Raw genomic sequence first — 12,781 nt, forward strand, 5'->3', positions numbered from 1 at the left:
ATGACCGCATTTCGAAAATCCGACTTCCCTTTGAGCGAGGTTCGCCAGCATCTGGAAACCGGCCCCATCGTCCTGGTGACCTCCGCCTGGCAAGGTGAAACCAACATAATGACCATGGGTTGGCACATGATGATGCAGTTCTCCCCCGCCCTGTTTGGCTGCTACATCTGGAGTGCAAACCACAGCTACGAGCTGATCCACAACAGCCAGCAGTGCGTCATCAACGTGCCCACCGTCGAATTGGTGGACCAGGTTGTTGCCGTCGGCAACAGCAGCGGTGGCGCCATCGACAAGTTTGCCCAATTTGACCTCACAGCCGCCCCCGCAGAACGGGTAAAGGCCCCGTTGATCAAAGAGTGCTACGCCAATTTCGAGTGCAAGCTGTTCGACTCCAATCTTATCGGCGAGTACGGTCTGTTCGTGTGGGAAGTGGTCAAGGCGCATGTGGCTACGTCGGTGAAAAACCCCAAAACCCTGCATTACCGCGGGCAGGGGAAATTTATGGTGGCGGGCGAAACCCTGGATTTGCGCGATCAATTCCGCCCACAGAATCTGTAATACGACACCAATAAAAAAGCCGGAATGTTCATTCCGGCTTATGCGTCAGCGCTCGGGATATAACACCATGCCCGCGTGGTACAGCACGTTATCTCGAAACTCTCCGTCTGCGGTAAAGCCAGTATCGTCCACATACTCGATGTGGTCGCCTTCCAGCCAGTAGCGCCCTTGATAAGCGCTTTTTTGCCGACCGCGAGCCTCGTCATATCGCCCTCCTGGCAGCAACTCATGGCGAATATGACCGTCGGCTGTCACCCACATGCCAACGTACTTGCCCTGATCGCCGGCTGAATTTGCCGTGGCGTGTTCTTGCGCATCAGGGGCTACGCGAATTTCGACATCGGACATTTTAGAACTCCTGTTTTCAGATCAGAGTTTCCTGCCGTTCAGCAGGACTTGAAGCAAGAGTAAAAAGTCGCGACGCGGTGCCGTTATGCAATTCCTGCACAGGTTTTGCCCAATGCTCCAGGCGCTCGCAGAAACGGCTAAGCGAAGGACTACGCGAACTTCTGCAAAGGAGAGAAGGCCCGCGCATCTTTCAGCGCCCGTGCCCACCAGGCCAGCTGGATCAACAACTGCGCCATCGAAACCCGTGCTTGCGCAAAGTGCTCCAGTCCGAAGCCTTGTTCGAGACGCTCGGCAATCTCAGCGATCACATAACCACCAACAGGCATGGCCTGCAGCTTCAACAACTCGCATCCAAGCTCGTCGACCTCATCCTCCCCGCCCGTCGTGGTGCCATAACCAACAAATGAACAAGGTCGTCCCTGGAGGTGTTCAGGCCAGCGCGCCATCAAGACTAACGCAGCGTTGCCATACTGGCCGATCTTGACGAAGCGGAACGCGAAGCATCTGCCAGTTCTGCACCGCAGGGCGTGGTCAGAATCAGCTGTAATGTGGGTATCGGCCGCCAGCTTTTTCTTCCCATCATCAACTTGTTCATGAATCAACATCCTGGGGTCAGCGTCGAACTTTTCCTCACCGATGAGGTGGTCGATCTCATCGAAGCACGTGCGGATATCGCCATACGCACCGGAGCGCTCAAGAACTCCAACCTTGTGGCGAAACGACTCGGGCAATCCAGAGGGCTGATCGTAGGATCTCCTGACTACCTGGCGGCCAAGGGCACTCCGCTGGTGCCTCAAGACCTTGCCGATCACAACTGTCTGGGTTTCACCTTTTCGCCTCCCGCCATGGAGTGGGCCTTGCTCGACGAGAGCGGCGAGCAACGTATGTACCCGGTAAAAGGCAATCTGCGCGTCAGCGATGGCGACGCCTTGCGTGAGTTGACGGTGCTGGGCGCAGGGCTAGCCAAGCTGGGGTTCTGCCAGGTTGCAGATGACCTGGCTGCCGGAAGGTTGGTTTGCGTCCTGCAACCATTCGTGCCTGCAAGCGTCACGGAGATTCATGCGATTTACGTCGGCCAAGGCGGACATCTGCCCGCACGCGTAAGAGCCCTGATGGATTTCCTCGCCACCCATTTGCATGTTCATTGAACCGCAACGCGGGCAAAGGGCCGTTCCTTCAATGCATAGGCCAGCACAAGAGCCGCGGGCAAAGCAGCGCCCAGTAGGCACAGCCCTTCCCAGCCGACATACCGAATACCGAAACTTGCAACTGCGGAGCCAATAGCGCCGCCAACAAAGTTGATACTGATAAACACCGCGGTAATCCGTGAATTGGCTGCGGGGGCCAGTTTGTAGATGACCGATTGATGGGTGATCTGCAAGCCCATTACGCCAACGTTCAAGGCCATTGCGGCAGCGATAATTATCCAGAGCCCTGTCGCCGCAAAGCTCAGCACTGCCCAGGCCAGTATCATCAACGAGGCCAACCCGAATGCCAGCGCGTGCCGGTAGCCATGATCACAGAGCCGGCCAACCACACCGGGAATCAACGCGCCAGTCACTCCCGTGAGCCCGATCAGTCCGATGCTCGAAGTCGAAAAATCGAACGGCGGTTGCGACAACAGTATTGGTAATCCAGTCCACAACATGCTGAAGCTGGCCATTCCCAGCGCACCGTAAAGCGCCCGGCGAGCAAGCGCTGGATACTCGAGGATGAGTTGCCACAACGAGCGCATCAACTGCTCATAACGCACGGGCTGGCCTCGGCGCTCGGGCTCGGTTGGCAAGGTGATTCTGAGCAGCATGAGCAGGATCAGCGCCGCGCACCCGGCGCTGGCGTACACCAAGCGCCACCCTGCCGCGTTGCCGATACCGCCGGAGACCAGCCACGACAGCGGTATCGCGAGCAAGGCCCCGGTCATCACCACGCCGATCACTTGACCGCGCCGATGCTCAGCTGCGATGGACGCTACGTACGGCACAATCAACATGGCAGCGGATGCCGTGACTCCACTGATCAACACTGCGGCGCAGAACAACAAGAAATTCGGGCTGGCCGCAGCCACAAACAGCGCTAGTGCGTTGATGGTAAACATCCGGCTCAGAAGCGCTCTTCTTTCGAGGACGTCACCGAGCGGGACGACCAGCACAATGCCCAGCGTGTAGCCAAGTTGAGCGCAACTCACCAGCAGGCCGGACGTGGCGAGCGGAATATCAAATGTCTCCGTTACCAACGACAGGATCGGCTGCAGATAATAGAGATTAGCGATCATGGACCCCGCTGCGAATGCGCAAAGCCACATGAAAGGTCGGGACGGGGACGACGAATTCATACAAATACTCCTCGGTAAATGCCGTTCAAAATTGGGCGAGTCAACTCACTCGCCCAGTTTTTCCCGCACCGCGTCGTCCCCGTTAACTCACTCCTCTCAGGTGTTTGCCTGATTCTGTAGCGTCCATGCCATCAGTGCGGGCTTCGCCTGTCAGGCCGTCGGGAAGTCCGCGCCACGGGCGGTAGATTCCCATGCGCTGAACTCGCGACCCATGGCGGCAAGCTTCGCCTGCGCTGCCTCATAGGCTTCATTGCCCAACAGCAGGCGCGCCGGCGGCGCTGCGCAGGTAACCGCGGCGTAGATTGCCGCTGCCGCCCTGGCTGGGTCGCCAGCTTGATTGCCAACAGATTGCTGGTATGCGCGCATCGCAGCGCCGGCGGTTGCCTGGTAATCCTCGGCCACCGTTTGCGCGGCGCCCGAAGACCCCGCCCATTGGGTTCTGAAGGCGCTGGGCTGAACGGTCATCACGCCGATACCCAGTGGCGCAACTTCGGCGCGCAGACTTTCCGACAGGCCCTCAACGGCGAACTTCGTCGCGCAGTAATGGCCGACCGCTTCGAACCCGACCAGACCGCCTACCGATGTGAGGTTGACGATCATGCCGGTGCGCCGCTTGCGCATGCCTGGCAGTACCGCACGAATCATATTGGCCGTGCCGAAATAGTTGACCTCGAACATCCGCCGAACAGCTTCATCGTCGCTGTCTTCTACCGATGAGAAATAGCCAACGCCGGCGTTATTGATCAGCACGTCCACGCGCCCGAAGCGATGCTCGGCCGCCTGTACGACCTGCATCGCCTGCGCCGGATCGGTCACGTCCAGAGGCAGAATCAAAGCGTCGCCGAGGGCGGCCAGATCCTCGATCTGCTGTGTGTTGCGCGCCGTGACCACCACACGCTCACCCTCATTCAGCAGCGCCGTGGCGATGTGGCGACCGAACCCGGTGGAACAGCCTGTAACCAACCAAACCTTAGTCTCGTTCATTGCAGTACTCCTCTTGATAGCGGCGGTTCAGGATTCGGCTGAACCGCGTTCGAGACCAACGTACCGAATCCGCCCCGCCGCTGTTATCCGATTAGTCCGCGACATTTGCCTGATCCTGCTCACCAACACACGTCGCTGACCACAGTGGAAGGTCACTTCGATTTCTGCTGCATTTCTATTTTTTCGAACCTGATCATCGAAACTTGTCGGCTATTGCGCAAAGCCGCGCGGTGACATCATCTGCTCCACAACGGCGCTTCATGGTGAAGCGCTGAAATCAGCGGAATCCACGTCATGTCCCACGCAGCCACAATTTCCAGCGTCACTGCCTCAACGTCTTCCAACCTCAACAGCAGCGTTTCCTTGATCGGGCGGATTCTTCTGAGCGCGATCTTCATTCTTTCGGGCCTGTCGAAAATCGCGGCACCGGCCATGGTGATTGGCTACATCGGCTCTGTCGGGTTGCCTTTTCCCGAACTGGCGTTGGGCGTGGCGATTGCTGTCGAGGTTCTCGGCGGCGTAGCGTTGATCGCCGGTTATCGCACACGTACCACCGCAGCGCTGTTGGCGATTTTCAGCGTACTGACCGCACTGATTTTCCATAACGCCCTGGCGGACCAGAATCAGTTCATTCACTTCTTCAAGAATATCGCCATGGCCGGTGGGCTCTTGCAGATCGTTTCTTTCGGCGCAGGGCGTTTCAGCCTCGATGCACGTCGCCACTAATCGAATCGCCGGCGCGTCCATTTCTTCCGACGAGCCTTGACCATCACAACGGAGAGAATCATGAAAGCGATCCAAGTCGCGCAGTACGGCCAGGCAGAAGCGCTGGAGCTCAAAGAACTTGCGGATCTGAAACCCAATGACGATCAGGTGTTAATCAATGTTGCCGGTAGTGGGATCAATCCAATCGATTGGAAAATCCTCTCCGGTGCCATGCAGCAATTCATTCCTCTGCCACTGCCCTACACGCCTGGCGTGGAAGTCTCAGGCACAGTCACCGCGGTGGGCAGGAATGTCAGAGACTTTGTCGTTGGCGACAAGGTGTTCGGGTTTATCGGGATTACCGGCGGATATGCGACCCAGGCCCTCTCAACGCCAGATCGTCTGGCCCACACGCCGACAACACTATCGTTGCAAGAAGCCGGCGGCGTGCCGGCGGCAGCGCTGACCGCTTGGCAAGCTCTGCATGAACACGCCGGGATTCAGGCAGGTCAAAAAGTCCTCATTCACGGCGGCTCAGGTGGCGTGGGCAGCTTCGCAATCCAGCTCGCCCGCCTTGCCGGTGCATATGTGATAGCGACCAGCTCTGCGAAGAACCACGACTATCTGCGTTCACTTGGCGCCGATGAGGTGATTGACTACACCACGGCTAAATTCGAAGACAGCGTTGCTGACCTCGATGCGGTCATTGATCTGGTCGGCGGCGAAACTCAGAACCGCTCATGGAGTGTGATCAAGCGCGGGGGCGTTCTGGTTTCCCCCGTAAGCGCACCCTCTGCACAGAAGGCAAACGAGCACGGTGTGAGTGGCAAAAATTTCGCCACCCGCTCCGATGGCAGCCAATTGGCCGAGATCGCCGCGCTGTTCACATCCGGCAAGCTCAGCCTTGAGGCTCAAGTGGTACCGCTGACAGAAGTTGTCGACGCGGTAAAACGAAGCTGGGCCGGGCACACTCGGGGAAAAATCGTGCTCGATGTCAGCGCTCAGGCCGAATCCTGAACCAGATCGCATACATCGCCGGCAGAAACACCAGCGTGATGATGGTGCCAACAAACGTGCCGCCGATCAGCGTGTACGCCAGCGTGCCCCAGAACACCGAGTGGGTCAGCGGAATGAATGCGAGAATCGCCGCCAGCGCGGTCAACAACACCGGCCGCGCCCGTTGCACTGTCGCTTCAACCACGGCATGGAACGGCGCCAGCCCTTCCTGCTCGTTGTGATGGATCTGCCCGATCAGAATCAGCGTGTTGCGCATCAGAATCCCCGACAGCGCAATCAACCCGACCAGCGCATTAATGCCGAACGGCTGGTTGAAGATCAGCAGCGTCGGCACCACACCAATCAAGCCTAACGGCGAGGTGAGGAAGACCATGATCATCGCCGAGATCGAGCGTACCTGGACGATGATGATGAGCAGCGTCATGGCGATCATGATCGGCAGCAACGGCAGAATCGCTTTGCCGGCCTTGCCGGATTCTTCGATGGCGCCCGCCTGCTCAATCCGGTAGCCGGAAGGCAGGTTTTCGATGATCGGCTGCAACTGCTGGATGATCGCGCCGGAAACGTCAGGTGGCTGCAAACCTTCGGCGATGTCGCCACGGACGGTGATGGTCGGCGTGCGATCGCGGCGGCGCAGGATCGGGTCTTCCATGCGCACTTCGACCTGGCCGATCTGCGACAGCGGGATGCGCTGCCCCGCCGCACCGACCAGGGTGAAGCCTTCGATCTGTGCCGGGTCCAGGCGGATATTGCCCGCCGCACGGCCAACGACCTGCACGGAACGAACGTCCTCGCGCACCGCCGTGATCGGCACGCCGCTGAGCAGAAATTGCAACTGCTGGGCGACCGCGCTGGAGGTAAGCCCCACCGCCTGCAAGCGGTCCTGATCCAGGTTGAAATGCAAGGTCGGCGTCAGCGGCCCCCAGTCAGTGTTGACGGTTCTCATCATCGGGCTGTCCTGCATCACTGCCCTGACCCGCTCGGCGATGTCGCGCAATCTCGCCGGATCAGGCCCCATTACCCGGTAGGCCACCGGGAATGGCGAATACGGGCCAAATACGATCTGCGTCGCCCGAACCCGCGCCTCTGGAGCAAGCCCTTCGGCGACCGCTTCGCGCAAACGCAACTTCAGAGTTTCACGGGCGTCCTGGCTGTCGGTCAGCACGACGATTTTGGCGAACGATGGGTCCGGCAATTCCGGCGCCATTGCCAGGAAAAACCGTGGTGCACCTTGGCCGATATAGGCGGTGACGATTTTTGCCTCTTCCTGCTTGTGCAGCCAGGCTTCGACTTTGGCCGCCGCGGCGCTGGTCTGCTCGATGGACGTGCCGTAGGGCATCTGCACTTCGATCATCACTTCGGGGCGGTCCGAGGTCGGAAAGAACTGCTTCTTCACCAGCCCCATGCCTGGAATCGCAACGGCAAACAGCGCTACCACCGCACCGGCCACCAGCCATTTGCGCGTGATCACCCATGCCAGAACACGCCGGAAACGGTTATAGCGCGGCGTGTCGTAGATTGCCGCGTGCCCGCCTTCGACTTTCTTGATGTCCGGCAACAGCTTCACGCCCAGGTACGGCGTGAAAGCCACGGCGACGACCCACGACGCAATGAGCGCGATGCCGACAATCCAGAACATGTTGCTGGTGTATTCGCCCGCCGTTGATTGCGCGAATCCGTTGGGCAGAAAGCCAATCGCCGTCACCATCGTACCGGCCAACATTGGCGCTGCCGTATGACTCCAGGCATAGGCCGAGGCCTTGATGCGGTCGTAGCCCTCCTCCATCTTCACCACCATCATTTCAATGGCGATGATCGCGTCATCGACCAGCAAGCCGAGCGCCAGAATCAGCGAGCCGAGGGTGATCCGGTCAAAGTTCTTGCCGGTCGCCGCCATCACCACAAACACGATCGCCAGGGTCAACGGCACCGCCGCTGCGACGACCACGCCGACGCGCCAGCCCATGCTGAGAAAGCACACCAGCATGACCACCAGCAGCGCGACAAAGAACTTGACCATGAACTCGCCAACGGCCGAGTCGATATTCACTGCCTGATCGGTAACTTTCGAGAGGGTCATGCCCAACGGCATTTCCCCGTTGATCCTGACTGTTTCGGCATCCAGCGCCTTGCCCAGATCGAGACCGTTCCAGCCCTCGCGCATGATCACGCCGAGCAATAACGCTTCTTCGCCGTTGTTGCGCACCAGGAAGGTTGCCGGGTCTTCGTAGCCGCGCTCGACCGTGGCCACGTCAGACAGCTTGAGTGTTCGGCCTTGAGCGACAACCGGGGTGTCACGGATTTTCTGCAACGTGTCGAACGCGCCATCGACGCGCAAAAACACCTCTGGCCCTTTGGTTTCGACCGATCCGGCGGGGGTCAGCACGTTCTGATTGTTCAGCGCGGCGAAGATGTCCTGCGGCGACAAGCCCAGCGTCGCCAGCCGATCATGGGAAAACGAAACGAATATCCGCTCGGCCTGCTCGCCGATGATGTTGACCTTTTTCACCCCCGGCACGTGCAACAGGCGCTGGCGTAAAGTTTCCGCGTCGCGCACCAGCAAGCGCTGCGGCTCGCCCCTGGCTTTCAAGGCGAACAGCGCGAAGGTCACGTCGGAGAACTCGTCGTTGATCATCGGCCCGATGACACCGGTCGGCAGCCTGATCGCTTCATCATCGAGCTTCTTGCGCGCCTGGTAGAACTCTTCCTGCACCTGCGATGGTGGTGTGCTATCGAGCAACGAAACCATGGTGAATACCAGTCCCGGTCGCGTGTAGGTTTCCGTGCGGTCGTACCACTTCAATTCCTGCAGACGCTTTTCGAGGGGTTCGGCGACCTGATCCTGCATCTCCTGCGCGGTCGCCCCTGGCCACGCCGTAATCACCGTGAGCTGCTTGACCGTGAACGGCGGATCTTCTGCCCGGCCCAATTTGAAGAACGACAGGACGCCGGCAACGGCGATCAGAAAAATCAGAAACACCGTGATCGCCCGTTGGCGAACGGCGATAGCAGAAAGGTTGAACCGGCCCTCACTCATGGACGACTCCCGGCAATCTGGCCATCGTCGCGGGCAAGCAAGCGCACTTCTTCGCCATCACGCAGCAGATGCGCGCCCAGCGCGACAATCGGTTCACCGACGTTGAGCTGGCCAGCGACACGGGCCGAGTCGTCGCTCAAGCCCAGCACCTCGACCGGGCGCCAGCTCACTGTCGCCGGTGTGCCGGCGATGACCCACACGCCGGGGCCTTTGCCCGGGTCGTAGATCGCGGCGACGGGCACCTTAAGCGCCTGTTTTGGTGCAGAACCTTGGGCGATATCAAGGGTGACTGTCGAACCGATCGGCGCATTGGCCAGTTTGCCTTCGAGCACATAGCGCGCCTCAAACGTACGAGTGGTACTGTCGGCCGAATCGGAAAGCAGACGCAGTTTCGCGCTCACGGCAGCCGACGTATCGCCATACAGTTTTGCCTGAGCGGTTGAGCCCGGCGCGGGGCGCAAGGTCTCGGGCAGATGGACGATGGCCTCCCGCTGACCGGCCCGCGCCAGCCGCACCACCGGTTGTCCCGGGCTGACGACTTGCCCGGGTTCGGCGAGGGTTTCCACCACCACGCCATCAGCGTCCGCCAGCAAAACCGCGTAACCCGAGGCGTTGCGCGCGACGTCCGCTTGCGCCACAGCGGCATTGAGTTGCGCCCTGGCGGTGTCAGCGGCGGCTTTGAACTGATCGTAGGCCGATGCCGAAATAGCGCCGGCGGCGACAAGTTTGCGATTGCGCGCTTCGTCACCGGCAGTCTGTATGGCTCGGGCGCGAGCGGCGCTCACCGCTTCTTGCTGGGCTCGCGCCTGCAGGCCGAGGTCGATGGGGTCGAGGCGCATCAGTGGCTGGCCGCGCTTGACCGTCTGACCGGTATCAACCAGACGCTCGAGCACCTTGCCCGAAACGCGAAAGCCCAGATCGCCTTGGGTGCGCGCAGCGACAACGCCGGTGAATGATCGAGATCCATTTTCTGCCGGTTGCACCGTTGCCGATCTGACAATCGGCGCCAAGGTACGTGGATCTTTTGCGCTGGAGGAATCCCCGCACGCCGTCAGGGCCAAGGGCAACAAACATACCGCGAGGGGGAAAGGTCGGAGCCGGCGCATGGAGTTCCTTCACTGAAAATAGGATGATCATCATATTCTCAGTCTTGTGACCAATATCGTCAACAGTCACAGAGTCACCGGCCCGATGTTCAGCGCTGAATCAGAACCGATAGCTGACAGAAGTACCGAGCCCGCTGGCGCTGTTCTTGTATTTCGCGCTGTACGAACCCTGGTACGCAGCACTGAAATAACCAAACTGCGGCGGCCATATTGCCCTAGTGACCGTGCCAGCCAAGAGTCACAATCAGAACAGCGGAAATGTCGTTGCGTCAGGAACAGGATGGGGTTGGGGCGACTGATCCGAGTATTCGGATCAGCAGAGGGTCAAGGCATCAAGCTGCGCAAGATGAGGTTCGAAGTCAGCGTGGGCGCCACTTCGATGAAATCCAGATTGTGTTGCAGCATCAGTGGATTGACGAAGGGCCGCAGCGCCAAGTGGATCGACTCGACCGTCTCGTCCAGCGGCGTCCTGCGCTCGAACTCACCGGCCTCGCGACCATCGCGGACAATGTCGGTGATAAAGCGCTTGATCTGCGCATCGTAACGCTGCGCACTTGGCCAGTTCTCACCCGCTGCAAACGCGGCAATGTCATAGAGTTTGCGATCGTTGAAGAACAGGTTCACGCCCGTAGCGATCACGGTTTTCACCAAACGACGGAAACGCTCGGTAGGGGTCAGGTTTTCTTCGTCGATCGCCTGCTCGACCGCCGCAACGATCTGCCCCAGACAGTTCGCGCAGATCGCTTCGCCAATCGCCTGTTTGGAATCGAAGAATTTGTAGATGTACGCCTTGGAGAAACCGATGGCCTTGGCCAGATCGGACACCGTGGTCTTGGCGTAGCCGTACTGGCTGAAATGCTCGTTGGCCGCCGCGACAATCTGATCACGAATGTCGTGATCGACGGGACCACGCGGGCCGGGGAAGGATGGGGAAACTGAGGACTGATTCATGTCGGCAGCTTACTCACCCGCCCGCCGACTGACAACGTGTGACTCATTCTGAAAACCACCACCCATCCACTGTGGGAGCGAGCCTGCTCGCGAATACGCCCGCCCAAACAACACCAATTCCCCAAGCTGCTGCACTACCCGGCCTTACTGATCGCGGAAAAATTGATACGAGAAAAGCCGTGCAGCAACATCCCGACAATGATCAACGCCCCCGCGCGCAACCACGTTTCCCACCCCTGCTGACTGAGCAGCACCAGACACGACACGATCGCAAGCACCGGGACAAAGGTCGGCACGCGAAAGTGATCCTCCTCCACCCTGTCACGACGAAGAACCAGCACCGCCACATTGGTACTCAGAAAAACGAACAGCAACAGCAACACCACCGTCTCTGCCAGCGTTGCCAGCGTGCCTGTGAGTGTCAGGGCAATAGCGACCAAGGTCGTTGCGACAATGGCAGCCCACGGAGTTTTGCGTTGAGGCAGCACCGCACCCAAAACACCCGGCAACAGCCCCAAGTTGGCCATGCCATAAGTCAATCGACTGGCCATGATCATGGTTAACAACGCACCGTTGGCCACAGCGATCAGCGCAATAAAGGAGAACAGCGCCGGCGGGATTGCGAGGGTCGATGCGCGGACAACTTCGAGCAAAGGCGCCGACGTTGCCACCAACTTCTCGGTAGGCAACACCGAAGAAGCTGCCACGCCAACCGCCATGTAAACCACGCCAGCGGTGAGCAAAGCGGCGAACAAGGCGCGCGGGTAAACCTTGCGCACGTCTTTGATTTCCTCGGCCAGATTGGCCGAAGTTTCGAACCCGACGAAGGAATAGAACGCCAACAACGCCGCCCCCAACACCGCCAGCACGGGACTGACGCCCGGCTTGAACGTGAGCGTCCGTCCGAGGTCCGCATCGCCTGTGCGGAAATACCAGACAGCGGCGACGATCACCAGAATCAGCCCGGACAGTTCAATCACGGTCATCACCAGATTCGCCCCAAGCGACTCCTTGATCCCCCGCGCGTTGAGCAGGCCGATAGCCAGAAGAAACACCAGCGCTGCAATCTGCGGCGATACGTCGACGAAGGCGTTCAGGTAATCACCGGCAAACGCCAGCGACAAACCCGCAGCGCTGGTGACCGCAGCCGCCAGCATGCAGAAACCGACGAGGAAGGAAATGAGCGGCGACTTGAACGCCTTTTCCGCGAACACCGAAGCGGCGCCGGCGTGGGGATATTTGGTCACCAGCTCCGCGTAGGAACCTGCCGTCAACATGGCGAAGAACAACGCGATCAGCAGCGGCACCCAAATCGCGCCGCCCACCTCCCCCGCGATCGTTCCGGCGAGTGCGTAAACACCCGCGCCAAGTACATCGCCGAGAATGAACAGAAACAGCATCGGGAAAGTGATAGCCCGGCGCAGAGCAGGTTTATGAGTGGGAGCCGTCACGGTCATTCCTTGGTTCAGGTGTGGAGGAGCTGGAGGGTTGTCACCTCAAACAATGGAAATGGCGCCGAAAGCAAAGTTCAAAATGTGTGATGGGGCTTGTCGGCACGACGCTATAAACATTGCCAACTCGACACCTGTGGGAGCGAGCCTGCTCGCGAAGACCCCAGCCCGATCAACACAAAACCTCAGCCAAAACCAATTCCCTAAACACCCCGTTTAAAACCGATATCCAGACTATTCCAGCAAGCTACAACGCCTTGCGCCATTGCCTACGACTACGCCAGAATCCGCC

12 protein-coding genes are annotated in these 12,781 nt (G+C 59.4%); 4 read left to right on the forward strand and 8 right to left on the reverse strand.

Going from position 1 to position 12,781, the window contains the following annotated elements:
* The gene (locus tag AB4N47_RS11990; RefSeq protein ID WP_056785061.1) at positions 1–558 is read left to right on the forward strand and encodes a flavin reductase family protein; all 558 of its coding nucleotides are present in this window, start codon (positions 1–3) and stop codon (positions 556–558) included.
* Positions 559–603: 45 nt separating this feature from the next.
* Here the strand turns inward: AB4N47_RS11990 and AB4N47_RS11995 are convergent, their stop codons facing one another.
* Together AB4N47_RS11995 and AB4N47_RS12000 are read right to left on the reverse strand one after the other, a co-directional pair.
* Entirely contained in the window at positions 604–819 is a 216-nt protein-coding gene (locus tag AB4N47_RS11995; RefSeq protein ID WP_056786820.1) for an Atu4866 domain-containing protein, read from the reverse strand.
* A 236-nt stretch (positions 820–1,055) separates the two neighbouring features.
* Positions 1,056–1,511 carry a hypothetical protein gene (locus AB4N47_RS12000; RefSeq protein ID WP_460154550.1) on the reverse strand — a complete coding sequence of 152 codons (456 nt, stop codon included), beginning with the start codon at positions 1,509–1,511 and terminating at the stop codon, positions 1,056–1,058.
* Here AB4N47_RS12000 and AB4N47_RS12005 point away from each other — a divergent pair.
* The gene (locus tag AB4N47_RS12005) at positions 1,455–2,054 is read left to right on the forward strand and encodes a LysR substrate-binding domain-containing protein (RefSeq protein WP_341637743.1); all 600 of its coding nucleotides are present in this window, start codon (positions 1,455–1,457) and stop codon (positions 2,052–2,054) included. The genes AB4N47_RS12000 and AB4N47_RS12005 overlap by 57 nt on opposite strands.
* Here the strand turns inward: AB4N47_RS12005 and AB4N47_RS12010 are convergent.
* Both AB4N47_RS12010 and AB4N47_RS12015 read right to left on the reverse strand, forming a co-directional pair.
* Positions 2,048–3,238: an MFS transporter gene (locus AB4N47_RS12010; RefSeq protein ID WP_341637744.1), complete on the reverse strand. Its 1,191-nt coding sequence runs from the start codon at positions 3,236–3,238 to the stop codon at positions 2,048–2,050. The genes AB4N47_RS12005 and AB4N47_RS12010 overlap by 7 nt on opposite strands.
* Before the next feature lie 150 nt (positions 3,239–3,388).
* Positions 3,389–4,222, reverse strand: coding sequence for an oxidoreductase (locus tag AB4N47_RS12015; RefSeq protein WP_016774388.1), 834 nt, complete (start codon positions 4,220–4,222; stop codon positions 3,389–3,391).
* 294 nt (positions 4,223–4,516) lie between these two features.
* On the opposite strand from AB4N47_RS12015, the gene AB4N47_RS12020 reads away from it, so the two are divergent.
* Both AB4N47_RS12020 and AB4N47_RS12025 read left to right on the forward strand, forming a co-directional pair.
* The gene (locus AB4N47_RS12020) at positions 4,517–4,948 is read left to right on the forward strand and encodes a DoxX family protein (RefSeq protein WP_341637745.1); all 432 of its coding nucleotides are present in this window, start codon (positions 4,517–4,519) and stop codon (positions 4,946–4,948) included.
* Between the two features lie 60 nt (positions 4,949–5,008).
* Positions 5,009–5,944 carry an NADP-dependent oxidoreductase gene (locus tag AB4N47_RS12025; protein ID WP_341637746.1) on the forward strand — a complete coding sequence of 312 codons (936 nt, stop codon included), beginning with the start codon at positions 5,009–5,011 and terminating at the stop codon, positions 5,942–5,944.
* Here the strand turns inward: AB4N47_RS12025 and AB4N47_RS12030 are convergent.
* The 4 genes from AB4N47_RS12030 to AB4N47_RS12045 form a co-directional block, all read right to left on the reverse strand.
* Positions 5,922–8,981 carry an efflux RND transporter permease subunit gene (locus AB4N47_RS12030; protein ID WP_341637747.1) on the reverse strand — a complete coding sequence of 1,020 codons (3,060 nt, stop codon included), beginning with the start codon at positions 8,979–8,981 and terminating at the stop codon, positions 5,922–5,924. The genes AB4N47_RS12025 and AB4N47_RS12030 overlap by 23 nt on opposite strands.
* Positions 8,978–10,087 carry an efflux RND transporter periplasmic adaptor subunit gene (locus AB4N47_RS12035; protein ID WP_341637748.1) on the reverse strand — a complete coding sequence of 370 codons (1,110 nt, stop codon included), beginning with the start codon at positions 10,085–10,087 and terminating at the stop codon, positions 8,978–8,980. The genes AB4N47_RS12030 and AB4N47_RS12035 overlap by 4 nt, the downstream gene beginning before the upstream one ends.
* A 324-nt stretch (positions 10,088–10,411) precedes the next feature.
* Positions 10,412–11,038 (reverse strand): TetR/AcrR family transcriptional regulator, encoded by a 627-nt coding sequence (locus AB4N47_RS12040; protein ID WP_160768953.1) that lies wholly within the window; start codon positions 11,036–11,038, stop codon positions 10,412–10,414.
* Between the two features lie 134 nt (positions 11,039–11,172).
* Positions 11,173–12,438, reverse strand: a complete 1,266-nt coding sequence (locus AB4N47_RS12045; RefSeq protein WP_460154551.1) for an APC family permease — start codon at positions 12,436–12,438, stop codon at positions 11,173–11,175.
* Positions 12,439–12,781: the final 343 nt, after the last annotated feature.

The organism is Pseudomonas sp. S3_G06 (genome assembly GCF_054667565.1).